Raw genomic sequence first — 26,737 nt, 5'->3', positions numbered from 1 at the left:
AGGATCGAGGTCCTTCGGCGCTTGACCGAAGGGTCTCGGATGCCCGAGATTCTGGGCTTCACAAAAACAGCAATGCTCTCTTATCTCAGACCTCTTGTCCTTGTCGATGGGCAACATCGCCTGCGCGGCGCAGTCGAAGTCGCCAAGAGGGTAGCGAATACTTCCGGTCAAGAGGACATCTTCTCCGCTATCGATGAGGGAATGGATGGAGCGGCAGCTGACCGTGCCGCTATTGACCGGCATGCCCGTCGCCTACCCGTCTCGCTGCTTCTCGATGCTTCGCCAAGCGAGCATGTTTTCCAGTTTGTTGTGGTTAATCAGAAGGCCACCCCGATGGGTAAGGCTCTCTTGGGGACTATTGTCTCTACAAGTCTCTCAACCAAGGAGCTTGAACCCGTCGCCGAGCGTCTACGGGCTGCCGCTATTCCCCTCGACGACAGTCGCGCAATAGCCTACCTCGCCCGCGCCGACGATAGTCCATTCCGGGGCGTTGTGCAAACCGGTATGGCTGGTGACAGGCCTGAGTATCTCCAATGGAATGTACTACGCGGCCTGAGCTCCATATTTCGGGAACTACGCGGAGGCCGCATTTATGGCTCACGCGTTGACCATGCAGATAAATGGAAGCGTTTCTTTCTCCCAGATTCTGCTCTCGTGGCGACCTACGAGGGTAAAAGAAAATTTGAGGCATGGAAGGCACCCGACGGCCCGTGGCGTGCCGTCTTTATCAGGTTTTTTTCACTCACGAAGGATTATTTCGGTGATCCCGACCCTGACGCCGAGAATGGGTGGGGAGATACAAGGAGGAGCAATCTTTTCAATAAAATTAGCCTAACGATTCTGTCGGCTGATTACTTTCAATGGCTATGCACTTACAGTGAAGCACTCAACTCGGTTGACGACGTGGACCGGACGTTCAGCGACTGGCTGTCTGGAGTCAATAGAGGATACTTCGCTCGCTCGTGGCACATGGATGGTGTAAAGAAAGATCAGAAAGCAGTCCAAGACACGTGGGCAAAGATTTGGACTGACTACCGGTCAGACCCGCAGCGACTGCCCGCAGTTTCACGGTATCGAAACTTCAAGGCTGTATGAGCGCTCACGCTCTCCGCAGCTACGTATCGGCTGCCAGCAACGTGTGGCAGCAAGAATGGGATGAAGCAACCCTACGCAGCTTGTCGTTGCAGAACGTTCCGGGTGAGYTCCGCGGTAAAAATGGTTGGCTGATTGAAGCAGATGTTGCGCTCACCTGGGTACGTTGGTATCTCGATAGCCTCTCAGATCCGAGACGCTACGATGGAGATCAGAATCTCGGCATCGGCCAGCTTTACAAGGAAGTAGTGGAGCGCTTACGCGAGGACGATGGGGAGCTCCCCGAAGACGAGCTGCGAACCATAGCCCGGACCCTTACTCAGGTAGCCTGGTCGGAGATTGAAAGCCGGCAGGAGATACGTAGATCTCGATTGGCAATCACCGCGCTACTTCGTGAAGAGATCTGGAGCGCAGCAGCCGAACCGAGACGATGCTGGCTGTGCGGTTATCGCTTCAGCGATCTGGCCCGAGAAAGATTTCTTAGACTCTCCCGAAGAACTGAGACTGGGACATCTCTGCCACGCTTCGTCGACTTTACTCGCCCCAGAGGCATGGTGGCTCGGGATCTCCAARTAGAGATCGATCATGTCCGACCGGTCGCCCGCGGAGGTGCAACGGACAGCGGCAACCTACGCTTAGCCTGCGGCTGGTGCAACAAGACAAAGAGCAGTTCTGCACTGCTCTATGATCGTGCTCCTTGGGCGGTCCGATTTCTCGCACATCAAAGGTTGGGTGCTATCTCGCTCCCCCAAGGAATATGGGTCCTTCGCCTCGTCGCTACGAGACGCCGATGTGAGCATCCGTCAGGATGTAGCGCTCGGATCGATGACCACGAGCTATTTATTGCGCCGAGGCGTCCTACAGGTGCCCTCAATCCACTCAACGCTTCAGTGTTCTGCGAAACTCACGACCCATGGCAGCCATATCGACTCGTGGACCGCACTCTTTACCCACGTTAGTTTTATCCATACTGAAATATTCTTTCAAGGAGACACTGAAGCGACCTCGGATCACCTCGCGTTTGGAAGGCAACCGGCTCCGACCTCACCCGCCACCATCGACATCACCGTGACAGGCCCGACCCTGGAGCCGTTCTACGCGCCGGCCTCGCTGCCCAGCCCGCAGAGGGTCCTCCTGTTGCCATCGGCCGTGCAGGAGCGGCGGACCTGGTGCTCGTCGAGGACGGCGAATTCCTTGCCGGCTCGGAAGTTCTCTTCGACGGTCCAGCGAGTGCCAGCAACCCGGACGAGCGCGGCCAGTAGGACCGGCCGGGGCTGTGGGTCCAGCATACGCCGACTCACCGGTGGGGATGTAGCGGCGAACCGGCAGGTGGTGGTGGCCGGGCAGGCCGTTGTCGGTGGTGACGACCAAGGCCCAGTCGCATAGCCGCTGGCCTTTGGGCCTGCCCCCGGCGGAGATCCGGTTCCAGGCGGCCGCCGAGGCCAGCAGGTCCCGTGAAAATCCCCCTGTGAGCCTCTCCGGCGACTCCACGAGCAGCGGAACGTTCAGTCGGCTCTGGGTCGCAGTCGCGGCAACGGCGCGTGGAGATCAGCAGGTTGCCTCGAGCCGAGGGCGCGTCGATCAAAGAGATCGCCCCACAGTTGGGCGGCTTCCGCATCGTAGTCAGGTCTTGACGAACCGTGCCTGCTTGGCTGAGTGTGCAGGGGTGGCCCACTTCGGCACACTCCTGAGTTCGGAGGCCCTGATGCGGCTAAGTTTCGTGGGTATCGATCCGGGGTCGCCTGACAACGGCTGCCCGGCGGTCTTCGTAGATGAGGACACCGGCGACCTGTGGTTCCAAGGCGAGTCGGTCACGGATCGGGAGGCGCTCGCGGAGGTCGCGCGGCACAGCCCGCTCGGGTCGACCGAGGCTGTGGTCCGGCTCCCGGCGGTCATGAAGGCGTTCATCGTGGAGGCGGCGAGTGGGACCTACGAGCGAGGCAAGCAGGGTCCTGGGCCGCATCCCGGGCGTAGCTGAGGAGCCCGACCCGCCGTTCGACACGCTGCTTCGCGCGTGCGGCTCTTCCGCTGTGCATCTGGAGCTGCGGGATTCCTATGACGGCGGGGACCCGTGGTTTCGGGCGTGGCTCGCCGGCGATGAGGAGGAGTTCCAGCGGCGGCTGGCGCCCCGGCCGTGGCTGGATCTGATCGGCGAGGTGACCGGTCGCGGGGTCGACGTGCGCCGGGTCCGGGTGGTGTCGGAGCCGGTGAGCGACTACATCAGGTTCGAGCATGCGACGACCGCGTCGAACGTCGCTGCGGGCGAGCAGATCCGCTGGCTGCCCCGGCATCTGGCGACCGGCCTGCTACTCCCGGCGAACGACTTCTGGGTGTTCGACGGCCAACGGGCGCAGTTCAACTACTTCTCCGGCGGTGGGGAGTTCCTTCAGACCCGGCTGTCGCCGGACCCGGCGATCGCCGCTCAGTGCGCGGCGGCGTTCGAGGCAGTGTGGGAGCGGGCCGTGCCGCACGAGGACTACGAGCTGGTCTGACGACGGTCTTCGCGTCGTCGCGGCAGTCTTGCTCCTGTGCAGCCGTCGTCGTCTTCCAGTGCCCAGCAGGCCCGTCAGCTTCTCGCGGGCCGGCTTCGTGACCTGCGCCGCGATGCTGGTCTGACCGCGATCGAGCTGGCTGCCCGTGCCGGGTGGGAGCGTACGAAGGTCTCGAAGATCGAGCATGCCACCCGGCCCCCATCGGCGGCGGACGTCCGCGCGTGGTGCGAAATCTGCGGCGCCGAGGGCGAGACCGCGGATCTGCTCGCCTCCCTGCACTCGGCGGAGGGGATGTGGGTCGAGTGGCGGCGGATGGAGCGTTCCGGGCTGCGGCACGCCCAGGAGGCGCGGCTGCCGCTGTATGAGCGGACCCGCCAGTTCCGCGGCTACAGCTGCTGGGTTGTGCCCGGCCTGATCCAGACGGAGGACTACACCCGCGCTGTACTGCGTGCCTACCAGCAGCGCCGTGGAGTTCACGACGATGTCGAGGCCGCGGTCGCGGCTCGGATGAAGCGTCAGCGTGTCCTGCGCCGCCACCAGCGGACCGCCGCCTTCCTCGTCGAGGAGTCCGTGCTGCGTAACGGTTTCGGCGGGTCGGCGGTCATGCGGGGCCAGTGCGCGCATCTGGCCGAGGTCACGACGTGGCCCGCGGTGTCCCTCGGCGTCATCCCGGTCTCCGCCGATCGTGGCATGGCCAGCCCCGTCGAGGACTTCTGGATCTTCGACAACGACCAGGTGAACGTCGAGCTGGTCTCGGGATACCTGACGGTGACCCAGCCCACCGAGATCGCCCTCTACGCGCAGATGTTCGCGCGTCTGAGCGAGATCGCCGTCTTCGGTGGCCGGGCCCGTGATCTGATCGCCGCCGCGTATCCGTGACCGTGGTCCTGCTTGCCACACTCGGGCACACTCCTGGCCGTCGTGATCCCGCCGGTCCTACGGTGATCGCGCCCCCGACGACCACCACTGGAGCGTGACGTGACTCAGGCGCCCGACGCGACCAACCCCGACCTGGCGGACGAGAGGCGGGCTGCGATGGTCGACCGGCTCGTCGCCGACGGCTGGATCAGCGGGCCCGAGGTGGAGGCCGCGTTCCGGACCGTTCCACGGCACCTGTTCGTACCGGAGGGCACCCCGCTGGAGAAGGCCTACGACGCCGACCAGTCGGTGGTCGCAAAGGCAGGCCCGCACGGGGTAAGCATGTCGACGGTGTCGGCGCCGTGGCTGCAGGCCCACATGATCGCCCAGGCGGGTATCGCTCCGGGGATGAAGGTCCTCGAGGTGGGCAGCGGTGGCTATAACGCGGCCCTGCTCGCGCACGTCGTGGGTGAGCAGGGCCAGGTGGTGACCGTGGACATCGATCCGGAGGTGACCGCCCGCGCGACCGCGGGCCTGGACGCCGCCGGCTACGGCGACCGGGTCATCGTTGTCACCGCGGACGCCGAGCACGGCGTGCCGGCGTACGCGGACTACGACGCGATCGTGGTCACCGTAGGGGCGTGGGACCTGGCCCCCGCGTGGCTGGAACAGCTGACCGACGGCGGCGTCATCGTCGTGCCGCTGCGGATGAACACGTTCACCCGGTCGCTGGCGTTGCGCCGGTCGGGCGAGCACTGGGTGAGCACGTCGGCGCAGCTGTGCGGGTTCGTGCCGATGCAGGGCCTGGGAGCGCGCGGGGAGCGCCGTCTTCAGATGCGCGATCCCGCTGGCGGGGTGGTGACGCTCCTGTTCGACGAGGCCGAGATCGACAACCCGCATTCCCTGGCCGGCGCTCTGGAGCACGGCCCGGTCCAGGCCTGGTCCGGAGTCACGATCCCGGACCAGGGCGAGTTCGGCGACCTGCACCTGTGGCTCGCGGGCTTCCTGCCCGGGTTCTGCCGCGTCGAGGCCGGGCCCGGCACGCCGATGGCGGCCGAGGGCGTGTGCAGAACCTGGTTCCCCTTCGGAGCGGTGCTCGACGACTCGTTCGGCGTGATGGAACTGCGCGAAAGTGACCTGCCCGGCGGGGACCGCGAGTTCGGTGCCCGGGGATACGGGCCGCACGCCACCGAGGCGGCCGAGGCTCTGGTCGCCCAGATCAAGGCCTGGGACGCCCACGGCCGGCAGATCCCCGACGACGCCTTCGCCTACTGGCCCGTGGGCACCACCATCCCCGCCTCCGACGCTCCCACGGGCCAGTTCCACAAGATCCACGGCACGGCCATCATCGCCTGGCCCCCAGTCAGCTGACGTTCCGCCTCCAACATCTGCAGCCCTTTCGCCAACGCACATTCCGGTACTCCGTTCGGGCCCCCGCCTGCCCAGGAAAGGTAGCCATGACGCCGACCTCAGCAGTTCTCGCGCCCGCTGCGACTCCCAGCGACCTTGACCCGTTCGACGTCGACCTTGATCTTCGGGTGATCGAGGCGGTCGGCCCGCTCGTCATCACGATGTGCGCCACAGACGACAACTGCGGGACGACCTGCAAGCCGAGCGCCTGCTCCACCTCCTCCGACAACCCGTCCTGACGACACCCCGCCCTGACACGGCCCGCACCGCCGGTGTCCCCGGGGACACCGGCGGTGCCGGAGCCTGATGACCTTGTTGCCGCCTGACCGAGGAGCCCGGCATGGCCGCGCGATACCGGCATCACGGCGTGGTTCTGCTCCGGTCGACGACAGATCCCGGAGATCTTGACCTGCCACACGACCTGGATCTGGCCGATCTCGGGGCTGTCGAGACCGAGGGCGGTGCCTGGCTGACGAAGACCTGGTCACGGGACGACGTCCGCGCTGCGGTCACCGCCGCGAGCAGTGACCTCGCCGCCTGGGTCAACGGTGTCGTCTCCCAACCTGGGCAGGGCACTGCCCGGGATCTGCGGCGCGCGGCGCTGTCACTGGCGTCCTACCTGCTGCGGTGGCAGCGGCGCGTCACACCGTTCGGCCTGTTCGCCGGGGTCGCACCCGCCCACGTCGGACCAGCGAGGGCGACGATCGGCGGCGCCCACCGGGTGATCGCGCGCCCGGATGCCGAATGGATCGCGACCCTGGCGCGCCAACTCGCCCGCACCACCGCCTTACGAGACCGGCTCACCGTCACGGCGAACTCAACCGCGACCTTCCGGGACGGCCGGCTGATCCTGGCCCGCCGCGCTCCGCTCGACGCCCGGAAGCCGGGCCCACTTCGCGAGACGTCGATCCGCGCAGCCGACCCCGTGCGGGCCGCCATCGACCTGGCCAGAACACCGGTCAGCATCGCCGGGCTCGCCGCCGCCCTTACCGAACGGTTCCCCAGGGCGGCGCCAGACCGCGTCCGCGCGCTGCTCGACCAGCTCCTCGACGAGGAGTTCCTGCTCACCGACCTGCATCCGCCGATGACAGCCGGCGACCCGCTGGAGTACCTGTGCGCCGCGCTCCGCACCGCCGCCGGTGCCGGTGGGGTGCCGCAGGTCGCCCCAGTGCTGGATGAGCTGGCGGACATCGTCTGCATCCTCGCCGCGCACAACGACTGCGCGAACCCGTCCGACGCGACCGCGCTGCGCGCGGCGGCCGGCACGCGGATGGCCGCGCTGACGCCCGCCATGGACCGCCCGCTGGCGCTGGACACCCGGCTCGACGCAGACGTGACGATTCCCGACGCGGTGCTGAACGAGGCCACCGCCGCGGCCGAGGTGCTTCTCCGCCTGACAACCTGGCCATTCGGAGCGATGTCCTGGCTGGAGTACCAGGCACGGTTCAAGGAACGCTACGGCCCCGGAGCACTGGTGCCGGTACGGGAGCTGGTCGCCGACTCCAGCCTCGGCTATCCGGACGGCTACCTCGGTGCGCCGGCGCCACGTCCGGTGTGGCGGACGCTGACCGAACGCGACGCGGCCCTGCTGGCGCTGATCCACCAGGCCGCCCTGGACGGCAGCGACGAGATCCGCCTGACCGGTGACGACGTACGCGCCCTCACCGTCGGTGATCCCGACGCGGTCGTGCCGCCAGCACGCATCGAGATCGCTGTCGCCCTGCACGCCCTGTCCACCGAGGCGATCAATGCCGGGCATTTCCAGCTGCAGGTGACCGGGACGGCCCGCGTCCCCGGCAGCATGGCCGGCCGCTTCACCCACCTGCTCACCACCACCGAACGCGACGCACTCGCCGCGACCTTCCGCACAGCGGACCAGCAGGAGGACACCGTCACGGTGCAGGTGTCGTTCCGGCCGCGGGTGCCCCGGACCGAGCACATGACCCGGGTCGCGCCCCTGGCCGACACGATCCTTCCGGTCGGGGACCATCCCGACGGCACCGCGATGGCCGTCTCCGTCGACGAGCTGGCCGTGACCGCCGACGCGGCGCAGCTCTACCTCGTGCATCTGCCCACCGGTCAGCGCGTGGTCCCGCACATCCCGCACGCGCTGGAGATGACCGCTTTCACCCCACCGCTCGCCCGGTTCCTCGCCGAGGTCGCGGACGCCCGCTGCGCCGAACTACGCCCCTTCGACGTCGGCGCGGCCCGCGTCCTGCCCTACGTGCCTCGCATCCGCTACCGCAGGACGATCCTGTTCCCCGCCCGCTGGAGCCTGGAGAAGGCCGCCCTCGACGGCTCTCCAGGCACCAGCTTCGAGACGCGGCTGGCCACGTGGCGGCACCGGTGGAGACTTCCCAGCCGCGTGGTGCTCTGCGACGGCGAACAGCGGCTACCGCTGGACCTCGAGCACTCCCTCGACCGGGAACTCCTGCATGCCCATCTGACCCGCKTCTCGCGCGCCGAGCTCCGCGAGGACAGCCCGGCCGGCACCGACGGCTGGCTCGGCCGGCCCGCCGAACTCCTCATCCCGCTGACCCTGGCCAGCCCACCACGGCGCCCCCTGCCGGTCACCGCTACGCCCGGCGACGTGCACCACCCCGGGACAGGCCTGGTGGTCTGCGCCCGGATCACCGGCAACCCGGCCCGCTTCGACGATCTCATCGCCGTTCACCTGCCCCGACTCGCCGACGGCCTGCGCCCCGAGGTCGCGCACTGGTGGGTTCGCCGCTACCGCGACATGATCCACCCGGAGATCCCGCAGCACATCGCCCTGCACCTACGGCTGACCGACCCGGATCGCTTCGGCCTGCTCGCCGCCGGACTCTCCCGGTTCGCCGCCGGCCTGGCGGATCGGGGCCTGCCCGCGACGCTGAGCTTCGTCCCGTACTACGAACAGCCCGGCCGGTACGGCACGGGCAGCGCCCTCGCCGCAGCCGAAGAGGTCTGGGCGGCCGACACCGCCGCGGCCGTCGCCCAACTCGCCGCTGCCGCCGACGGTGTGCCGGGCCAGGCGCTCGCTGCCGCGTCGATGGCCAGGATCTCGGCTGCGTTCGCTCCCGACGCCACGACCGGCTACGGGGCCCTGATCCGCTGCCTGGACCAGGGAAGCGGGCCGCTGGATCGCGACCTGCGTGACCTGGCCTGCGACCTGACCGACCCGGCCGGCGGCCCCCGCGCACTGGCCTCGATGCCCGGCGGTGACACCGTCGCGCAGGCCTGGGCTGACCGCGACGCCGCGCTCGCCGCCTACCACGGACAGCTTGCCGCACAGCGCGACCCGAGCACCTTGCTGCGGACCCTTCTGCACGAGCACCACATGCGCGCGGTCGGCCTTGATCCCAGCTTCGAGAAGCAGACCGGACGGCTTGCCCGCGCCGCCGCCCTCCGCCAGCTCGGAAAGGCCGGCCACCTGTGACATCACCGACGATCAACGCCGATCAGGCGGCTGCCCAGTCCCTCGCTCACGGCGCGGCTGGCCTCGCGCTGCTACGCGTCGAACTCGCGCTCACCGGCTCCGGCACCTGGCAGGACGCGCACGAAGCTCTGGTCCTCGCCACGTCCGGGCCGGTGGACGGCAGCCCGAGCGGATGCCTCGTGCACGGCGCCCCCGCCCTGCGCTTCGTGTTGCACGCTGCCGCCGCGGACGGGCAGCCCCGCTACGCGCCCGCCGCGAGCGCGCTCGATCGCCACCTGCACCGCATCACCCGCGGGCGGCTGGATGCCGCCCGCAACCGCATGGCCGACGGCGCTCCCGGCACGTTCGGCGAGTACGACTTGTTCTACGGGCTCACCGGCCTCGGCCTCATCCTTCTGCGCACCGCTCCGACGAGCGACACCCTCGCCGACGTCCTCACCTACCTCACCCGGCTCGCCACCCGGCCCCTCCCCCTCGATGGGCTCCAGGCACCAGGCTGGTGGGCAGCTCGCGACCCCGACCCGCTGTCCCCCACCCCGGGCGGCCACGCGAACCTGGGCATGGCCCACGGCGCGGCCGGCATCCTCGCCTTCCTCGCCCTCGCCGCCCGGCGAGGGCGCACCGTGGAGGGGCAACAGGACGCGATCAAGATTCTCTGTGCCTGGTTTGACCGATGGCAGCAGCACTCGGACGACGGGCCGTGGTGGCCACAATGGCTCAGCCGCAAGGATCTACGCGCCGGGTACCCAGCGCAGCTGTCTGCCGGACGGCCGTCCTGGTGCTACGGGACGCCCGGGATCGCCCGCGCCCTCCAACTCGCCGGCATCGCCACCGCCGACCCTGCCCGCCAGGCCGCAGCCGAGCACGCCCTCGCCCACTGCCTGGCCGGGCCCCAGCTCGCCAGGCTCCCCGACGCGGGCCTCTGCCACGGCCTCGCCGGCGTCTACCAGACAGCCGTCCGCGCCGCCGCCGACGCGATCACACCCGGCCTCGGCGCCCACCTGGCTGAAGTCGCCGCCGGGCTGACGAGACAGGCAGCCATCTCCGACGGGACACCCGCGCTTCTCACCGGTGACACCGGGGTCCGGCTCGTGCTGGAGACCGCCCGCCGTGCCACCCCGCCCGTGTCCGGATGGGACTCATGCCTGCTGCTCACCTGACCGCACCAGCCGCCGGCCGGGTCGCCGACGCCATCCGCGTTCTCCTCGCCGGAGGAGACCTCGCCACCACCGCGGCCGAGGTGGGCCTGGAACCGGCGGACCTCGCGGACGCGGCAGACGCCTACCACCTGGCTGGGCTCGCCGCCCTCGAACGACCCGCCCACGGGCGATGGCACCAGGTGTACGTCCATCCCGCCGGCCCCGAACCCGCCGACCGCACCCTGGCGGCCCGCCTCGGCCCCCGGCTCGACGCGCTCGTCACGGACCACGCCGCGGCCGGCTGGTGGTACATGAACAAGAGCCCAGGCTGGCGCATACGCCTCCTCGACGCCGACGCCGACGCCGTGTCCGAGCTGCTGGACGGCCTGGCGGGCGCGGGCACCATCGCGGCGTGGAACCCGGCCGTCTACGAGCCGGAAGCAGCCGCGTTCGGCGGGGAGACCGGGATGGGCATCGCCCACGCCCTGTTCTGCGCCGACTCCGCCGGAGTCCTCGACTACCTCCGCCAGGAGAACCCGCCACTGGACCACCGAGAGCTGTCTGTCCTGCTGATCAGCGCCATGTGCGCCGCCTCCGGCCTCGACTGGTACGAGCGCGGCGACGTCTTCACCCGCATCGCGGCGATGCGCCCCGACCCGCCCGCGGCTGCCGCGCGGGCCGGGCTCACCGCCCAGCTCCGCGTCCTGCTCTCAGCGCCTACCCACGCCGGATCGCCGCTGTTCGCAACCAGCGGGCCGGCCGCGTTCGCCACCCCATGGCGCGACGCCTTCGCAAAGGCAGGGCAGCGCTTGGGCGCGGCAGCCACCGCCGGCACCCTCAACCGGGGCCTACGTGCTCTCCTCGCCCACCTGGTGATCTTCCACTGGAACAGGCTCGGCCTGCCCGCAGGCGCACAAGCGACCCTCGCCCACGCGGCGGCCCGCGCATGCCTTCCCGAGGACTAACCCGTGGATGATCATTCGAACTCGCGACCAGGTACGCCGGCGAGGAAGGCGGCCCATTCGGTGGCTGTGAAGCGCTGGGCCGGCCCGTCTAGGTTCTTGGAGTCGCGGACGGCTCGGCCGCCGTCCGGGAGGATGGCGACCTCGACGCAGTTACTGCCGGAGCAGCCAATGGTCGAAAACGTCCGCGAAAGATCAAAATCGTGCATCGCGCCGACGTTTCGTATTCTCGGCCAGACCACGGTTCAAGGCGGAGTCGAACCGCAGTACCTTCCACTCTTCAGGTCTAGGCACCTAAGCGCTGCTCTGGCCTGATTTCCCATCGTCTAACCAAGACGGGGCACCGCCCGGAGGATCATCTTCGATGAAGCTAGCACCCAACCCGTTCGCCAGGCGAGGCGCGACTCCCTACCTGCCCACGCCTGCGCTGACCGACGGGCGTACGCACGCCGTACTGGCCGCCATACGCCATCTCACCGGTTAGCAGCGTCAGCAACGTCGAGGAGAGCCATGAGCCCCAGAAAGCCGTCACGCCGGGGTGTCCTCCGCCTGCAGCGACTTGGGCATGCTGGTAGTACCTAGTTCATGGTGAGTGACTTCTGGGTGCCAGCATCTTCGATGGTCGGCGTAGTCGTCGGCGGCGGACTGACATACCTGACGCAACGTTCTGCTCAACGGTCGCTGGAAGGAGTCGACGAGCGCCGACGGGTGTCAGAAATCCAGGAGGCACGTCGAACCGAACAGATTCGGACACTGACCGAGTTCATCAGGTTCGCCTATGAGGCCGAAGGGGTCGCGCACGCGCGACCGGTACGATGGGTTACTGGCGACGATTGGTATCGCACCGCTAGACCAGCCATGGACGGACTCCGAATAGCAGAGAAGAGCGTTGAACTGCTCTGCCTTGAAATCGTCCACGAACCAGCTACCGCCTATTCACACGCTCTGAACCAGGCCGTTTGGAGGGAACTTGACCAGGTGACCATTGCCGAGCACCTCGAAGCTTACAAAGCGGCCTTCTTCGCCGCGGCACGTCAGAGCCTGGAGTGAAGAGCAGGCAAGCGGAACAACGCCAGCAACAGTCCCCTGGAACAGGCTCGGCCTTCCCGAGGGCGCACGGTCAGTCCTCGGGAAGACTGAGCCTGCCTTCCCGAGGACTGACCTTGGACGTTCAGTCGAACTCGTGGCCCTGTACGCCGGCGAGGAAGGCGGCCCATTCGGTGGCTGTGAAGTGCAGGGCCGGTCCGTCTGGATTTTTGGAGTCGCGGACAGCTCGGCCGCCGTCGGGGAGGGTGGCGACCTCGACGCAGTTGCCGCCGGTGCCGCCGGAGTAGCTGCTCTTGCGCCAGTTCAGTGGGGCGTCCGCGCCGTGGGTGGTCATCGTTGTAGGTCCTCACGTGCCGCTTTGATGATCGAGAGGGTGTTGGGGGTGGGTGCGAGGGCGGAGCTGCGGAGCTGGTTCATCCAGGCTTCGTAGCGTCGGACCTCGGCTTGTTTCTCCAGGTAGAGGCTGCCCGTGGGGGCTTCGATGTAGACCGTCTCGGAGGCTCCGCCGGTGTCGGGGAAACCCAGGATCGTGAAGCTTGCGATCATGCCGGCGTGGGCGCCTGCGGTGAACGGCACGACCTGGATCGTCACCGCGGGTTGCTCGGCTGCCTCGATCAGTCGGTCCAGCTGCCGGGTCATGACGGTGGGGCTTCCGACGTGGCGGCGGATCACGGCCTCGTCGAGGATCGCCCACAGCTGCACGGGTTGGTCTCCGGTGAGGATCTTCTGCCGGTTCATCCGGACTTCCACGGCCCGGTCGACCTCGTTGGCGGGTAGCTCCGGTGAGGCGGCGCGGATGACGGCCCGTGCGTAGTCCTCGGTCTGGAGCAGGCCGGGGACGAGCAGGCTCTCGAACGTCGTGATCGTGGAGGCTTCGGCTTCCAGGCCGATGTAGACCTGGAACCAGCGGGGCACGAGATCGCCGTAGGAGTGCCACCAGGCGGGCCTGCGGTTCTCCTTCACCAGCGCGAGCAGGGCTTGGCGCTGCTCGGCGTCGGTGACGCCGTAGAGGTCGAGTAGGTCCGAGACGTTACGCAGGACGAACCGGAACTGGCCGGTCTCCATCCGGCTGATCGTCGGCCCGCTGCGGTGGATGTGTTCCCCGGCCTGGTCGACGGTCAGTTCCTTGGCTTCCCGCAGGCGGCGCAGCTCCGTGCCCAGGCGCCGGCGCCGCACGGTAGGGCCTGGTGTGCTCGGCATCGCCCTCCCTTCTCCCGGTAGCAGTCTGCCAGCCCCTGCCTCGGGCCGATCAACACTGACTCACGTATCTGTCATACGTACTTGCGTATGAGAGTTCCGTGGGTGCATTCTGCCAGTACCCCAGCGCCGCCCGTCACCGCGCGGGGACCCGGAGCACAGGACACGCCAGGAGATCGTTTCCAGCCGGCAAGGGAGAAGACCTATGGAGGAACACCGCTTCGTGGTGTGGGACGCGGAAGGACGGCCGCTGGGCGCGTTCGGTGACTTCGACACCGCCCACGAGTGGGCGCACCAGCGCCTGCGGCAGGCGCTGACCCGCCTTCCCCTGACCGTGGACGACCAGGTGGCGAAGGTCAGCCRCCGCCTGTCACAGGCCCGCTGCGAGCTGGTGGCCTGGGCCGAGTTCGCCGTTCTCCCCGGCTGCGACCTCCCCGGTCTCGCCCCAGCCATGGGCGACCCGTCGCACCGCCAGCCCGCGCGGCCCACAAACGGATGAACGCCGCGATCACCGGCCACCGCACACGCAGCGCCATGCGGGGACCGGCATGACCGGGACCGAGGGCATCTCGACGGCGATCCGGGTGGACGTGGCGCACTTCCCGCCCACGGCCGCCGCCGTTCCCGACGTGCGCGCAAGCACCGTCCGCACGCTCACCGGATGGTCCGTCGCCCGGGACGACGTCGACCTCGCCGAAGTCGTCGCCTGCGAGCTGGCCTCCAACGCGGTGAAAGCCAGCCGCCCGGGCGACGTCATCGCGATACGGCTCACCGCGACCGGCGGGACCGTCCTGATCGAGGTGTGGGACGGCAACGACGCCGGCCCCCGCGTCACCACCCCGGACACCGACAGCGAGGACGGCCGGGGCCTGCTCATGGTCGATGCCCTGAGCAGCCGATGGTCCTGGTACCGGACCAGAACCAGCGGCAAGATCGTGTGGGCGCAGCTCCCGGCCAGGATGACGCGGGCCGTCGCCACCTCCCACAGCACCGCCACGTTGGCGACCCGCGCGCCCGCGCCCATCCCGGCTCCCGCCCGACCGGTCGCCTTCGACAGCGACCCGCTCGTCCTGCGGCGGGTCATCGACCGGCTACGCGAACTCGACGACTGGTACCTCCCGCCCCGGGACAGGGCGTGAAAGACCGGCACCACACCCGGCACCCGCCACCACGACACCCAGCCGGGGCTTCCGAGAAGAACGTCGATGAATGCTCCCGGGTCGGGTGCCGGGCCGCCGCACGTGAATCTTCCTGCCTCCGGGCGGCGCAGCCTGGCCGACCGTCGGAGGGGGCCACAGGCGGCTGACCTGCACTTTTACCATCCAACTCCCCCTCCATCCCTAATTGGAGGGAATATCGGAGTAGATATCCGCAGGAATAATGGAGGGTATAACGGAGGGTGGGGGTTTCAAGTTTCCCTGCATGACAGGAGGGGACTCCGGTACACGCGGCTCGCCGGGCCGATCGAGGTGGAAAAATTTCCCACGAAACAGCGAGCCGGGCGCCCACGCCCACCATATTCATATCGCGTTCGCGTATACGAATTCCAGCATGGGTGATGCCCATGATGTGCGGGGCGTGGAACACGAATCCTCGTTCTCCGGGGTTGCCCCTGGGCGCCCCAGCGCCCAGGGGTGGCCTCGACTGTGTCAACAGCGGCCAGCACGGTGTTGCGGCGTGTCCAACGGCAAGGCGGCTCACGCCGGACCGAGGGGGGACCGCGACCCGAACCGCGGCGCGGGTAGGCGGGGCGCTGGTGCCGGGTCCGTCTCGACCTCGTCCTCGTGGTCGCCGTGCGGGTCGGGGTCGTCGGCTGGGGAGCGGGCGGGGATCGAAATGCCATAGCGGGTGGCGAGTCCGTCGAGGTCGGTACGGATGGCGGTATGCAGCGGCAACCACACCCGCCGGGCAGGGGCGAGGTCAGGCGGGTCGGCCACGGTCGCCGGGGCGGTCAGGGGGTCGGGGGCGGCGGTGACGACGACGACACCCGTCGGGGCCGTGGCGAGCCGGGCTCGTAGTTCCCGCTCCCGCGACGCGGATGGCAGCCAGATCAGGACCGGGCTGATCAGGTTGCTGGAGGCGGCGAGCCTCGTGTAGCCGGGGATCTTGCGGACGACCTGGGAGAGGGATTCGCTGCCGGTGTCGAACTCGACGAAGAAGTCGAGCCGGCGCTGGGCGGTCTGCCAGGTTCCGTAGCCGTCTGGGCGGATCCATTTCTGCCACAGAGTGGCGGTACGCCGTTCGGACCACCAGACGGTCAGTCCTTCGTTGTCGGGGCGGGTGCGGCTGGCGTACACCCAGGCGGTGAAGACTGTGTTGACGCCGACAAGGTGGCCGAGGTGTGGCGAGCTCATCCAGGCGTGCAGCTTGTCGCGGCGGTAGCCGAGGTCGGCGATGCTCTGGCCGCGCTCGGCGGCAAGAATCGCCGCGCCGACCGGCCCGAGCATGTAGTGGTACGGGCCAGTGCCGCGGCCTTGGCCGTAGTAGGGGCGCATCCTGTCGACGGCCTGGAGCCGGTGCAGGGTCGTCAGGCGCATCCGGGCCATGCGGTCACCGCCGAACGCGAGGCGGGTCAGCTGGTGGCTGGTCAGGACCCGGTGTTCGTACAGCATCGCGAACATCCATCGGTCCCGGCTGGTCACCCGCCCGGCCACCGCCAGCAGCCGCTGCTCGGCGGCGCTCACTGGCCGCCTCCCACCGGGGCGAGCCGGAGGCCACGCCCGGTTTCGAGCACGCGGGTGTGCCGGTTTGCGGCGACCCGCGACGCGGTGGTGTCGGCCTGGTCGATCAGCAGGCGATCCACAGCCGGCGGCGCCGTGCCCTGCTCCGGTCTTTCGTCGGAGCCCCCGGTGGAGGGGCCGACGGAGGGAGGGGGTACATCCCCGCCGGAGGGGGGCCGCACAGAGGCAGGCATCTGGGCCAAYGCCGCACCCCGCGAATGATGCACCTTCGGCAGGCGGCCGCATCTCGGGCTGATCGCCTTCCGTTTGGCTGCCTGTGCGGCCGGCAGACCGGCGAGCACATCGCTAAATCCGATCGGTATCTCCTCGTCGAGGTCGGCGATTTCCCCGCGGTAGGAGAGGGCCGGCGTGGCAGCGCTATGACACAGCACCGGCATCCCCATCCCCACCGCCTCGACTTTGCACGCGTTCGGCTCCCATGAACGCGGAAGAAACTCCCCCGTGACGCGCCGGTCCGCCAATGATGTCCGCGACCCGACCACTTCCGCCCGCGTCTCCCACGGACCGAACCACCGATCCGCCCGCGTCGGGGTATCGGCGCCGTTCACCCCCGAGCCTCCCGGGGATTCCGTCAGCGCCAGGACGATCTCGGGCCGACCCAACGATGACGCCGGGGCGTTGTCAGTGTCGCTGTCAAAGTCACGCAGCAAGATGGATGTCTCCCATTTCTGGAGCCGGTGTTCCGTCGGCTCCAGGAAGCCACACCGCATCTGACGGTGATCTGACACTCGTCCACGCCCAGGTAGACGGGGTCAAAGAGCGTACGGAAGCGATCTGACGGTGATCTGACACATCACCTCCGAGGACGAAGAATGATCAGGTGTCAGATCTGTGTCAGATCTGTGTCAGATCACCGTCAGACGCCCTGGAGTTCACTCGGACCCGAGCAGCCACCCCGGTCGCCAGCCGCCACCTCGGTTGTCCCGCACTACCGGAACGCGACACCAGAATCATCATCGGCCGTCCGTCCTACCGGCCACGCCGCACACGTTTCTCCGCAATCTCGGTGCCCTCACGCAAAAGGACCGCCCCCGGGCGGGAGGCTTCCTCGCGGTCCGTACCCGCCGGCGCGGCGGACGACCCGCTCGTGACACCGTCACCGCCGCACACCTCGTCACCGCCGTCCGCGCCACCACCCGTCTCGCCGGCCTACATGGCAACCGACTGATCCCTTCTCAGCCTCGTCGCCCTCCACAACGCTCACACCGCTCAGACATCCGGCGGCCCCACGTCACCGCCCCCGCGGCCATCCTTCTTCTCGCGCCCGCCGCCTACCCCCGCCCACACTCGGCCAGCGGACCTGACAACGGCTCCGACCTGGGAGAACGCGACCTGACGGTGATCTGACACAAGTTGCAGACGCAATAACAGTCAGATCACCGTCAGACTCCCTCGTCAGAATCGTGTCTCTCCGCCGGTGGGAGTCAGGGGTGCGGTAGGTGTCAAGTCAACTGAGACAGTTGGTCGTTGGTCGGTTGGCTCGGAACTGGCTGGTTGATCCACACGGTCTCGGGTAGCCGGGGTGGCCGTGGCCTGCGGGCGAACCGCTCGGGGTGCGCCGCGCGGGCACGGTCGAGGGTGGCCTGCCGGTGGGCCTGGACCTGCTMCGCGGTACCGAAATGGACCGAGGCCGGGGTGTGGAACCCGATCCCGGAGTGGCGATGGTCGTGGTTGTAGGAGGTGAAGAATCCCTCGCAGAAGGCCCGGGCATCAGCCAGAGACCCGAAACGTTCGGGAAAATCGTAGCTGTACTTGAGAGTCTTGAACTGTGCCTCGGAATAGGGGTTGTCATTCGAGGTCCGTGGCCGTGAATGTGACCGGTGCACCCCCAGGTCGACGAGGAGTTCGGAGACCTGCTTGGAGACCATCGCTCCGCCACGGTCCGCGTGGATCGCCCGCGGGGCTGCCCCGTTCCGGCCGACGGCGTCAGCGAGGAAGTCCTTCGCGACCACTGCGTCCTCGGCCGCGGCAACAAGCCAACCGGTCACATACCGGGAGTAGATGTCGAGGATGACATACAGCCTGTACCAGATACCCTTCTGTGGTCCTTTCAACGCGGTGATGTCCCACGACCAGATCTCGTCCGGTCCGGTCGCGGACAGCTCCGGACGGACCCTCGGTGGATGGGTCGCGTGCGCGCGACGTTCCCGGGTCTGCCCGGCCGCGCGGGCGATCCGGTACATCGTGGACAGCGAGCACCAGTACCGGCCGGCGTCCAGCTCACGGGCCCATACCTGCGGGATGGCCAGATCCTGGTAGGCCGGGCTGTTCAGCACCGCCAGCACCCGCGCGCGTTCGGCGTCGCTCAGTGCCGCCGGCGGGGGGTTCCGCGCCGGCCACGGCCCATGCACCCGGCCACCGGGCGCCACGTGACGGTAGTGCGTCGCTCTCGACCGGCCGGTATACGCACACGCCTGTGTCACGGGAACGCTCGCGGCGCGCAGCTCGTCGAAAGCGCCGTTCAGAACCTGGTCTACGGCTTCTCGGTGTCCGTGCTCTCGGAGATCTGTTCCAAGAGCACGCGCGCTTTTCCCATGATGTCCAGCGCGGTCTCGGTCGTCGCGAGCTTCGCTTTCAACCGCTCGTTCTCTCGGCGCAKCTTCTCCAACTCGATCTGTTCCGCCGATTTCACCGGCTTCTTCTCCGCGGGTACCCGGGTCGTGATGCCGGATCCCCCAAGAGCACCCGCATCACGGGCACGGGTCCACTCCACCAGATGCGACGAGAACAACCCTTCCCTGCGCAGGATCGAGCCTTTCTCACCGTGCGGGGCGTTCTCGTACTCGGTGACGATCCGCAGCTTGTACGCCGTGCTGAACACCCGCCGCGACGGACGCGGCGCTGGATCACGCCGCGACGGCGAGGACCCGCCTGGGCGCTCCTGCGACTCTGACTCCACGAACACGAGGATCTCCGATCAAGCCCCCTGTAGCCAACCCGCACCAAGCGGGTGTCTCATCCGAGACTGACACAGAGGGGTGCGGCGCGGGTCCGGCAGATCTCTCCGAGGAGTTCGGAACGGAACCCACCTGGCCCCGCAGATCCACTCGTCGCGCGCAGCAGGCCCCTGACGGACCCGCTCCGCACCAACCGGCGGCGCCCAGCCCGCCGCCACCGAAGGCGGGCAGGTCGATCTCCGGGTTACCTCCCCTGCGCCCGGCCCTCCTCACCACGATGACTCCCCAGCAGTTCACCGATGCCGTTCAGTTTCTCGCCGACCTAATCGCCCTGCATTTCCCGCCCGACGGGTCCATTCCCCATCAGGGAATAACTCCGGAAATTGAGATAATTTGACACCATCAATGTGGAGAGCGAAAATCGCCGTCGCCGATCCGACGGCATCAATCCATAGAACAGGACCGAGAGAAGCCGATGTTCCACACACTTCCCGTGCAACCGGCGGGGGAACGCCAGCCACAAACCAACCCGGCAACCGGCGAGAGCCGGGGCGCCGAATGACCGCGCCGGACTCGGGCACCCTGTGGGGTTCGGCCATGCCACAACCGACTGTCCGGGTGGCACTTTCCCTCCGGGCCTCGACCGATGAAGAGAACCAGCCCTATTCCCTGGATGGGCAGGAAGCCGGGCTGAGGAAGTTCGTCGCGAGCCAGCCAGGCTGGACTATCGTCAAGATTTATCGCGACCGCAAGTCCGGCGCCACCATGGACCGCCCAGGGCTACTCCAGGCAATATCGGATGCCCGAGCCCACCGCTACGACGTCCTTCTCGTCTACCGGGTCGACCGCATCGCCCGCTCCCTACGGGTCCTCTGCCAGATCGTCGACGAGCTCGACAAGACAGGCGTCACCTTCAGATCGGCCACCGAGCCGTTCGACACATCCACCCACATCGGCCGCATGCTGATGCAGATCCTGGGCATGTTCGCCGAGTTCGAACGCGCCGCCATGATCGACCGTATCCGAAAGGCACTACGCGCGAAGTCTGCCAAGGGCGGGTGGCACGCCGGCAGAACGCCATACGGCTACACCGTGGACGAGAACAAGCTCTTCCTCGTCCCCGTACCCGATCAGGCGCTCGTCATCGAGGAAATCTYCCACCTGTACACCCGGCGCCGTTTCGGCAGCAAGGCGATCGCGAACCACCTCAACGAGAAGGGACTGCGAACCCGCGACGGAGGACTCTGGTCCGACCGCTACATCACGACCCTCCTCCGGAACCGCGTCTACACCGGGGAGATCCACTACGACGGTTCCTGGCACCCAGCCCCACACACACCTCTGGTCGACAGCGAGACCTTCGCCAAGGCCGCGAAGACCCTCGACGCCCGATCCAGAGATCACAGCCTGCGCGCCTCGAACCCCGCCGAGTACGAACTCACCGGCCGCATCGTCTGCGACCGCTGCAACGCCGCCTACACCGGAGCCCTCGCGCACGGACGATCCCGCGAGTACCGCTACTACATCTGCCACAACCGGCAACGCTTCGGCAAGAGCCGCTGCGACAACGACCGGCTGCCCGCGGAGGCCCTCGAGGACGCCGTCCTCAACGCCCTCATCAGGACCTACAGCAACTCGACGATCTTCGATGCCGCCATCGCCTCCCACCAGACGAGAACGGCGGAACCCCAGAAAGACCACGGCGAACACCTCGCCCGGCTGGAAAGCCAGATCAACGCGATCCGCGGCAAGATCCGCAAATACCAGACCGCGTTCGAGGCGGGCACCATGCCTGAGGAGACCTGCGGAGAACGCATCCGGGAACTGGCGACACAGCTCGGCCAGGTCCAGGACGAACACGACAAGATCAAAATTGAGATGGTGGAGGAACCGCCCGATCCGGTGCCACTCGCGAAGATCGGCGACATCCAGGATCTCATCTTGACCTTGCTGGCGGGAGCTCCAGCGAAAGAAGGCGGCAAGCCCCTACGCAGGGCAGTCCTACACACACTGATCGAAGAGATCCGTGTAAGATCGCGGTCGGGCATCACGCCGACGTTCCGCATTCCCGACCAGGACATGGTTCGGGTTGTGCCAGATCCTGTGGGCAGGGGCGGGGTCGAACCGCCGACCTTCCGCTTTTCAGGCGGACGCTCGTACCGACTGAGCTACCTGCCCATGTCTTGCATGTGGTGCTCAAAAAACGCGGTCCCGACGGGATTCGAACCCGCGACCTCCGCCTTGACAGGGCGGCGTGAACTCCAGACTTCACCACGGGACCATGTTCATCTTCAGTTGTGTGTTGCCCATCCTAGAGGATCGGATGGCCTTGCTCCAAATGTCTTTTCCAGACCGCCTGAGCCGGTGCCCCGGACCTGCGACTGTCGAACTGGAGGTCATGCTACAGGACGCTGCGCCCCATCCGGCCGCTGGGGGACGGGAAGTTTTCACAGCCTGGCCGAGCACCTGGATCGAGGGGGCTGGGCGGCCGGACCGGGTCGGTTCGGCCGTGGGCAGGCGCCGGCACTGGCGGCGTGGGCGCCGGGGAGTCTGGCGACTGGCCCGCCCGGCTTCTTCTCTCGCACGCATGGGCCCGAGGGAAACCTGGCCCCGGGTGGCTGACCACGAGGTACGTCGGCCGCAGCCCCCGCGCCGTTCCGTTGATCAGCCGACCGACGCCCCGGTCGGATCGCCTGAGTGCACAATTGGTTACGACACGGACGATTCCGATTTGGCGGCGGAAACGAGGGTCCCATGGCATCCGAGGCTTCCGATCATGATGGCCTCGGCAAGGGCGACCCGGTCCCCCCAGGTCCTGCGGCGCTCGGAGGACCTGGAGCACCCTCAGGACCAGCGTCGCAGCCGCAGTCGGAGACATCCGGCGTCGTGGAAGCCGCCGGCCACGTGGAGACCGGCTCCCCAGCGTCTCCGGCGACCGACGCCAAGGACGTCACAGCGCCTGCAGGAGAGGCGGCGCTGGTCCGGACGCCTCCGCTGGTCGTGAAGGAGGCCGTGCCGACCCAGGTGATCGAGGGCCCTCCGCCGCTCCCGCCGTCGGCGGAAAGCTTCGTGGCCGCCACCGCTCGGCCTCCCTCCGCATTGTCATCGGCGGAGACCGCGGCGTCGTCGGTGGAAACCGCGGCCGCCGCCTCGTTGCCCGCGCAAGCCGCGCAAGACGCGGATGCCGCCGCCTGCCCGTACCCGGGCCTGCGGGGATTCGACGAGACGAGTCAGCAGTGGTTCTTCGGGCGTGACCAGTTGGTCTCCGATCTCCTCGCCCAGGTCGAGTCGGCGGCGTCACGGCCTGGGCCACTGGTGCTCGTGGGTGCGTCGGGGTCCGGGAAGTCGTCGTTGCTGCGTGCCGGGCTGTTGCCCGCTCTTGCCCGCGGGGCGGTGAGCGGCTCGGGTGAATGGCTGCGGCTGGTGATGACACCCGGCGAGCATCCGCTCGAGAACCTCGTCCAGCGAACCGTCGAGGCATTCGGGATGCCCGCGATAGCGCGCGTGCTCCGCGACGGCCTGCGGGGCGAGCCGGAGCACCTCGGGCTGATCCTCGGCGAGCTTCTGGCCGGGCGAGCCGAGACCGACGGGTCGGCCGAGACCGCCGGGTCAGTGGCTTCGGCAGGCTCCGGATCGGCCGGAGGCGACACTACGGTCAGCACCGACCCGCCGACGGCCGAATCCCGCACAGCTCGCACCGGCACAGCAGGACGCATGGCACGCACGGCGGGCACGGCACGCACGGCGGGCACGGCGGAATCGCAAGGAGCCCTGACGCGCCGGCCACGAATGGTCATCGCCGTCGACCAGTTCGAGGAGATCTTCACCCACTGCGACGACCATGCCGAGCGGGAGGCGTTCGTCCGGGCGTTGTGCGCGACGGCCATGGGGGATGTCGTCGTGGTGCTCGGCCTGCGGGCCGACTTCTACGGGCCGTGCGCCGCCTTCCCGGAGCTGGTGGAGGCGCTGCAGGTCAACCAGATCGTGGTCGGGCCGATGGCCGCCGACGACATCCGCGAGATCGTGGTGCGGCCGGCCCGTTCGGTGGGCCGCGAGGTCGAGCCTGCGCTCGTCGAGCTTGTCCTGCACGATCTTGGAGCCGCCACGACGTCAGGGGCAGGGGCAGGGGCAGGGGCGAGCACGGGCACCGCCGCGAGCGCGAGTGCAAGTGTGCGCGCGAGTGCGGGCTTCGTCGCCGACCCGGGGTCGTTGCCGCTTCTCGCCCACGCCCTGCGCGCCACGTGGTTCGCCCATGCCGACGCCAGTGCCCATGCCGACGCCAGTGCGCATGCCGACGCCGATACGCAGTCCAGCGCCGGTACGCACCCCGACACCGGTACGCACCCCGGCGCTGGTACGCACCCCGACGCCCCGGYACAGACCGGCGGCAGTACGCACTCCGGCACCGGCGCACCGGCCGGAGCGGATTCGCTTACCGTCGCGGACTACCTGCGGGTGGGCGGGCTGACGGGAGCGATCGCGCAGACGGCCGAGGCCGCCTACGCCCGGCTGGACGCCGAGGCTCAGCAGGCGGTTCGTCCGCTGCTCATGCGCATGATCAGGGTTGGCGAGAACGGCGCGGACACCAGGCGGCGGGTCAGCCGTGCCACGTTGCTGGCGGAGGTTCCCTCCGCCGCGGCGGCGACGGTGCTGGACGTCCTCGTCGACGCCCGGCTGGTCGAGGCGGACGCCGAGGGTGAGCGCGACAGCCTGCAGATCGCGCATGAGGCACTGCTGCGATCGTGGCCGCGGCTGCGTGAGTGGCTTGACATGGACCGCACCGGTGCGGTGGCGGCGCAGCAGCTCAGTGACGCCGCCGAGGTGTGGGAGCGCAACGGGCGGGATCCGTCCTACCTGTTCGCCGGCAGCCGTCTCGCCGCGGCGCGCGAGTGGGTCGGTGAGCTGGCACAGGTTGGTGAGCTGGCGCAGGTTGATGAGCTGGCACAGGCGGCGGTCGGTGAGCTGGCGAAGGCGGGGGTCGGCGGCGGCCGGGTGCTGTCCGAGGCGGCGAGACGGTTCTTCGACGAGAGTGTGCGTGCGGAGGCCGAACGGCAGCGGGCGGCTGCCCGGCGGGCGCGGCGCCTGCGCCAGCTCGTCGCCGCGCTGGCGGTGTTGCTGCTGGTGGCCGGGGCGCTGGCCGGTGTCACCTACGACCAGAGTGTCTCCTCGGCGCGGGAGCGGGACCGGGCGCTGTCTCAGCGCATCGCCGCCCAGGCGGATGCGGCGCGCCGGGACAATCCGGCGCTGGCCGCGCAGCTCGCCCTGGTCGCGCTGCGCACCGCGGACACCCCGGAGGCACGGGGTGCGGTGCTGTCGGCGTTCAACGGGGGCGCCGGTGTGCCGAGTCGCTATCTGGCGCACACGAAGTCGGCGGGCACGGTCGCCTACAGCGTGGACGGCTCGCTGATCGCGACGGGCAGCGACGACTGGACGGCCGCGATCTGGGATGCCCGGGATCCGCGCCGGACCACGCCGCTGGCGCGGATCCCGGACGAACGGGGCGGGGGGCACGGTCGGGCGGTGAAGGCGGTGGCCTTCAACCGGGACGGAACGGTGCTCGCGACCGGCGGTGCCGACGGCCTGACCAAGCTGTGGGACATCTCCGGCATCTCCGACCACTCCGACCACCCGTCCCGCTCCGACCGCACGCCCCGCTCCGACCGCACGGCGCCGAAGCTGCTGACGACGCTGGAGCAGGCTGACACCGAGGTGTACGCCCTGGCGTTCAGCCCGACGTCCGATCAGCTCGCGGTCGGCGGGTACGGGAACACCGCCTACCTGTTCGACGTCGCCGACCCGCGCCGTCCGGTGAAGGCCGGCGAGCTGTTCCTGCACAGGTCGCCGATCATGGCGGTCGAGTATGGCCCGGACGGGCGGTATCTGGCCGCTGGCGACAGGGGCGGCTCGGCGCTGGTCTGGTCGGTGGCTGATCCGGGGAACCCGCTGCCCGTGGCGGCGCTGTTCGAGGACGGCGGCCCGAGCGAGGACCAGGCTGGTGCCATCCGCGCGATCGCGTTCGCCGACGGCGGCCGCACCGTGTACACGGCCGGCCTGAGCGGCTACGTCCGCAAGTTCACCGGGGCCGATCCGATGCATCTGACGTTCGCGGGGCGGGGCAGTTCCGGCACCGCCGGGCTGACGACGGTGGCAGCGGCCCCGCCCAGCCCGTCCAGCCCGCCCGGTCCGTCCGGTTCATCCGGTCGGTCCGGTACGTCCGGTGGCCTGGTCGCCATCGCCGGCAACCGCTTCCTCGGCGTCTCGATCTATGACCTGGACGTCAGCGACGAGCGGCTGACGTTCCTGCAGGAGGGCCCGAACGTGTGGGATGTCGCGTTCAGCCCGGACGGCACCCGCCTGGCCTCGGTCTCGGCCGACGGTGCGCTGCGGGTCTGGGAGATGCCCGGCCCTGCCCTGATCGGGCGGTACGGCGGTCAGCAGGAGCTGGCGGTCAGCTCCGCGACGGGTGTCGTCGCGGTGACCGCGGACGAGGCGGTCGAGCTGTGGGACGTCACCGAGACGTACGCGCCGCGGCTGCTCAGCGCGGTGGCGGACGTCCTCGTGGACGACAACGATCTGACCGGCTCGGCGGCCTTCAGCCCGGACGGGCGTCTCCTCGCGGTCGGCACGATCTCGAACCTGGTCCTGTACGACATCACCGATCCGGGCCATCCCAGGCGGCTCGCGGCGGTGGAGGGCCCGCCGGGCGGGTCGTCGCGAGTGCTGTTCAGCCCGGATGGACGGACCCTCGCCGTCGGCGGGTTCAGCACGAACCCGGGGGTCGGCTTCGAGTCCAGGGTGGAGACCTGGGACGTCACCGACCCGACCGGCCCACGGCGGCTCGCTTCCGTGGCCGGGCACCGGTCCGTTGTCCGCTTCCTGGATTTCTCGCCGGACGGCAGGTCGCTGGTGTCGGCCGCGGACCGGTCCGTGCGGATCTGGGACGTGTCGGACCCGCGGCGGCTGCGGCCGCGTTCGGAGCTGCCCGAGTTCCCCGGCGGGGTGTGGGAGGTCCGTTTCTCTCCGGACGGGCGGAGCCTCGCCGTCGGCGCCGCCGGGCCGTTCGCGACGACGTGGGACGTCACCGACCCGGCCAGGCCCCGGCAGCTCGCGGATCTGCCCGGGCACACGATCGGTGTGCTCACCGTGGCGTACAGCCCGGATGGGCGGTACCTGGTCACCGGGAGCAACGACAACACGGTCCGGGTGTGGGATGTGACCGACCGGGATGATCCGGAGCTGGTCGAGAAGCTGGCCCGGTCGGCCGGCGACCAGGCCGGAGTCGTCGCGATCGCGTTCACCCGGGACGGCCAGCGCCTCGTCGGCGCCGTCGCCACCGAGCCCGGGGTCGTATGGGACCTGGACGTCGACCGCGTCGGGAACCGGATCTGCGAGCGGGCCGGCGTGGGCATCACGGAGGCCGAATGGCGGCAGTTCGTACCCGATCTCCCCTACGATCCGCCTTGTGACTGATCGTCGCCACACTG

General features: G+C 68.8%; 21 protein-coding genes, 2 tRNA genes and 1 pseudogene. 13 read left to right on the top strand and 11 right to left on the bottom strand.

What is annotated here, in order from left to right; genetic code table 11:
- Positions 1-1,095 (top strand): annotated as a pseudogene (locus CcI49_RS41655) (hypothetical protein); the annotation flags it as partial.
- 1,091 nt (positions 1,096-2,186) lie between these two features.
- Here the strand turns inward: CcI49_RS41655 and CcI49_RS26170 are convergent.
- Entirely contained in the window at positions 2,187-2,381 is a 195-nt protein-coding gene (locus CcI49_RS26170; RefSeq protein ID WP_076830188.1) for a hypothetical protein, read from the bottom strand.
- A gap of 416 nt (positions 2,382-2,797) precedes the next feature.
- Between CcI49_RS26170 and CcI49_RS26165 the strand changes: the two genes are divergently transcribed.
- From CcI49_RS26165 to CcI49_RS26130, 8 genes are all read left to right on the top strand, one after another.
- Complete coding sequence (locus CcI49_RS26165) at positions 2,798-3,070, top strand: hypothetical protein (protein ID WP_076830272.1); 273 nt, start codon at positions 2,798-2,800, stop codon at positions 3,068-3,070.
- Positions 3,015-3,584, top strand: a complete 570-nt coding sequence (locus CcI49_RS26160) for a DUF6879 family protein (RefSeq protein ID WP_241840245.1) — start codon at positions 3,015-3,017, stop codon at positions 3,582-3,584. The genes CcI49_RS26165 and CcI49_RS26160 overlap by 56 nt, the downstream gene beginning before the upstream one ends.
- A gap of 36 nt (positions 3,585-3,620) precedes the next feature.
- Positions 3,621-4,463 (top strand): helix-turn-helix transcriptional regulator, encoded by an 843-nt coding sequence (locus CcI49_RS26155; RefSeq protein WP_076830180.1) that lies wholly within the window; start codon positions 3,621-3,623, stop codon positions 4,461-4,463.
- Positions 4,464-4,562: 99 nt separating this feature from the next.
- A complete protein-coding gene (gene fxlM / locus CcI49_RS26150; protein WP_076830176.1) occupies positions 4,563-5,813 on the top strand; it encodes a methyltransferase, FxLD system in 1,251 nt (416 codons plus the stop codon).
- Positions 5,814-5,899: 86 nt separating this feature from the next.
- Entirely contained in the window at positions 5,900-6,091 is a 192-nt protein-coding gene (locus CcI49_RS26145; RefSeq protein ID WP_076830173.1) for an FxLD family lanthipeptide, read from the top strand.
- Positions 6,092-6,192: 101 nt separating this feature from the next.
- Entirely contained in the window at positions 6,193-9,270 is a 3,078-nt protein-coding gene (locus CcI49_RS26140; RefSeq protein WP_076830170.1) for a lantibiotic dehydratase, read from the top strand.
- Positions 9,267-10,430 carry a lanthionine synthetase C family protein gene (locus tag CcI49_RS26135; protein WP_076830166.1) on the top strand — a complete coding sequence of 388 codons (1,164 nt, stop codon included), beginning with the start codon at positions 9,267-9,269 and terminating at the stop codon, positions 10,428-10,430. Before CcI49_RS26140 ends, CcI49_RS26135 begins: the two co-directional genes overlap by 4 nt.
- On the top strand, positions 10,412-11,374 hold the full coding sequence (locus CcI49_RS26130) for a thiopeptide-type bacteriocin biosynthesis protein (protein WP_076830164.1): 963 nt from the start codon (positions 10,412-10,414) through the stop codon (positions 11,372-11,374). The genes CcI49_RS26135 and CcI49_RS26130 overlap by 19 nt, the downstream gene beginning before the upstream one ends.
- A gap of 11 nt (positions 11,375-11,385) precedes the next feature.
- Here CcI49_RS26130 and CcI49_RS26125 read toward each other — a convergent pair whose 3' ends face one another.
- A complete protein-coding gene (locus tag CcI49_RS26125) occupies positions 11,386-11,580 on the bottom strand; it encodes a DUF397 domain-containing protein (protein WP_076830161.1) in 195 nt (64 codons plus the stop codon).
- A gap of 409 nt (positions 11,581-11,989) precedes the next feature.
- Between CcI49_RS26125 and CcI49_RS26120 the strand changes: the two genes are divergently transcribed.
- Complete coding sequence (locus CcI49_RS26120; protein ID WP_198955629.1) at positions 11,990-12,421, top strand: hypothetical protein; 432 nt, start codon at positions 11,990-11,992, stop codon at positions 12,419-12,421.
- 121 nt (positions 12,422-12,542) lie between these two features.
- Here the strand turns inward: CcI49_RS26120 and CcI49_RS26115 are convergent, their stop codons facing one another.
- Entirely contained in the window at positions 12,543-12,752 is a 210-nt protein-coding gene (locus CcI49_RS26115; protein WP_076830154.1) for a DUF397 domain-containing protein, read from the bottom strand.
- On the bottom strand, positions 12,749-13,618 hold the full coding sequence (locus CcI49_RS26110; RefSeq protein WP_076830149.1) for a helix-turn-helix transcriptional regulator: 870 nt from the start codon (positions 13,616-13,618) through the stop codon (positions 12,749-12,751). Before CcI49_RS26110 ends, CcI49_RS26115 begins: the two co-directional genes overlap by 4 nt.
- 202 nt (positions 13,619-13,820) lie before the next feature.
- On the opposite strand from CcI49_RS26110, the gene CcI49_RS26105 reads away from it, so the two are divergent.
- Both CcI49_RS26105 and CcI49_RS26100 read left to right on the top strand, forming a co-directional pair.
- Complete coding sequence (locus CcI49_RS26105) at positions 13,821-14,114, top strand: hypothetical protein (RefSeq protein ID WP_076830146.1); 294 nt, start codon at positions 13,821-13,823, stop codon at positions 14,112-14,114.
- A 49-nt stretch (positions 14,115-14,163) separates the two neighbouring features.
- Complete coding sequence (locus CcI49_RS26100) at positions 14,164-14,754, top strand: ATP-binding protein (protein ID WP_076830142.1); 591 nt, start codon at positions 14,164-14,166, stop codon at positions 14,752-14,754.
- A 558-nt stretch (positions 14,755-15,312) separates the two neighbouring features.
- Here the strand turns inward: CcI49_RS26100 and CcI49_RS26095 are convergent.
- The 7 genes from CcI49_RS26095 to CcI49_RS26055 all read right to left on the bottom strand — a co-directional run bounded on the left by CcI49_RS26095 (position 15,313) and on the right by CcI49_RS26055 (position 21,534).
- On the bottom strand, positions 15,313-16,299 hold the full coding sequence (locus CcI49_RS26095) for a replication-relaxation family protein (RefSeq protein WP_076830139.1): 987 nt from the start codon (positions 16,297-16,299) through the stop codon (positions 15,313-15,315).
- On the bottom strand, positions 16,296-17,006 hold the full coding sequence (locus CcI49_RS26090; RefSeq protein ID WP_131831183.1) for a hypothetical protein: 711 nt from the start codon (positions 17,004-17,006) through the stop codon (positions 16,296-16,298). Before CcI49_RS26090 ends, CcI49_RS26095 begins: the two co-directional genes overlap by 4 nt.
- Before the next feature lie 792 nt (positions 17,007-17,798).
- Entirely contained in the window at positions 17,799-18,779 is a 981-nt protein-coding gene (locus CcI49_RS26085) for a DDE-type integrase/transposase/recombinase (RefSeq protein ID WP_076830132.1), read from the bottom strand.
- Between the two features lie 50 nt (positions 18,780-18,829).
- The gene (locus CcI49_RS42215; RefSeq protein WP_076830129.1) at positions 18,830-19,177 is read right to left on the bottom strand and encodes a transposase; all 348 of its coding nucleotides are present in this window, start codon (positions 19,175-19,177) and stop codon (positions 18,830-18,832) included.
- 1,108 nt (positions 19,178-20,285) lie between these two features.
- Positions 20,286-21,113, bottom strand: coding sequence for a hypothetical protein (locus CcI49_RS43590; protein ID WP_241840244.1), 828 nt, complete (start codon positions 21,111-21,113; stop codon positions 20,286-20,288).
- Positions 21,114-21,357: 244 nt separating this feature from the next.
- Positions 21,358-21,431, bottom strand: a tRNA-Phe gene (locus tag CcI49_RS26060).
- A gap of 28 nt (positions 21,432-21,459) precedes the next feature.
- Positions 21,460-21,534, bottom strand: a tRNA-Asp gene (locus tag CcI49_RS26055).
- Between the two features lie 473 nt (positions 21,535-22,007).
- Here CcI49_RS26055 and CcI49_RS26050 point away from each other — a divergent pair.
- Entirely contained in the window at positions 22,008-26,723 is a 4,716-nt protein-coding gene (locus tag CcI49_RS26050) for an AAA family ATPase (RefSeq protein WP_241840243.1), read from the top strand.
- The last annotated feature ends 14 nt before the right edge of the window (positions 26,724-26,737 follow it).

The organism is Frankia sp. CcI49 (assembly GCF_001983215.1).
Lineage (GTDB): Bacteria > Actinomycetota > Actinomycetes > Frankiales > Frankiaceae > Parafrankia > Parafrankia irregularis.
This window is presented reverse-complemented; position numbering and strand designations above follow the sequence as displayed.

What these genes read in the sequence shown, in the direction of transcription:
- CcI49_RS26120 (WP_198955629.1), top strand. Translation starts at nt 11,990, where the DNA reads ATGGTCGGCGTAGTCGTCGGCGGCGGACTGACATACCTGACGCAACGT.
- CcI49_RS26130 (WP_076830164.1), top strand. Translation starts at nt 10,412, where the DNA reads ATGCCTGCTGCTCACCTGACCGCACCAGCCGCCGGCCGGGTCGCCGAC.
- CcI49_RS26125 (WP_076830161.1), bottom strand. Translation starts at nt 11,580, where the DNA reads ATGCACGATTTTGATCTTTCGCGGACGTTTTCGACCATTGGCTGCTCC.
- CcI49_RS26145 (WP_076830173.1), top strand. Translation starts at nt 5,900, where the DNA reads ATGACGCCGACCTCAGCAGTTCTCGCGCCCGCTGCGACTCCCAGCGAC.
- CcI49_RS26115 (WP_076830154.1), bottom strand. Translation starts at nt 12,752, where the DNA reads ATGACCACCCACGGCGCGGACGCCCCACTGAACTGGCGCAAGAGCAGC.
- CcI49_RS26165 (WP_076830272.1), top strand. Translation starts at nt 2,798, where the DNA reads ATGCGGCTAAGTTTCGTGGGTATCGATCCGGGGTCGCCTGACAACGGC.
- CcI49_RS26100 (WP_076830142.1), top strand. Translation starts at nt 14,164, where the DNA reads ATGACCGGGACCGAGGGCATCTCGACGGCGATCCGGGTGGACGTGGCG.
- CcI49_RS26110 (WP_076830149.1), bottom strand. Translation starts at nt 13,618, where the DNA reads ATGCCGAGCACACCAGGCCCTACCGTGCGGCGCCGGCGCCTGGGCACG.
- CcI49_RS26170 (WP_076830188.1), bottom strand. Translation starts at nt 2,381, where the DNA reads ATGCTGGACCCACAGCCCCGGCCGGTCCTACTGGCCGCGCTCGTCCGG.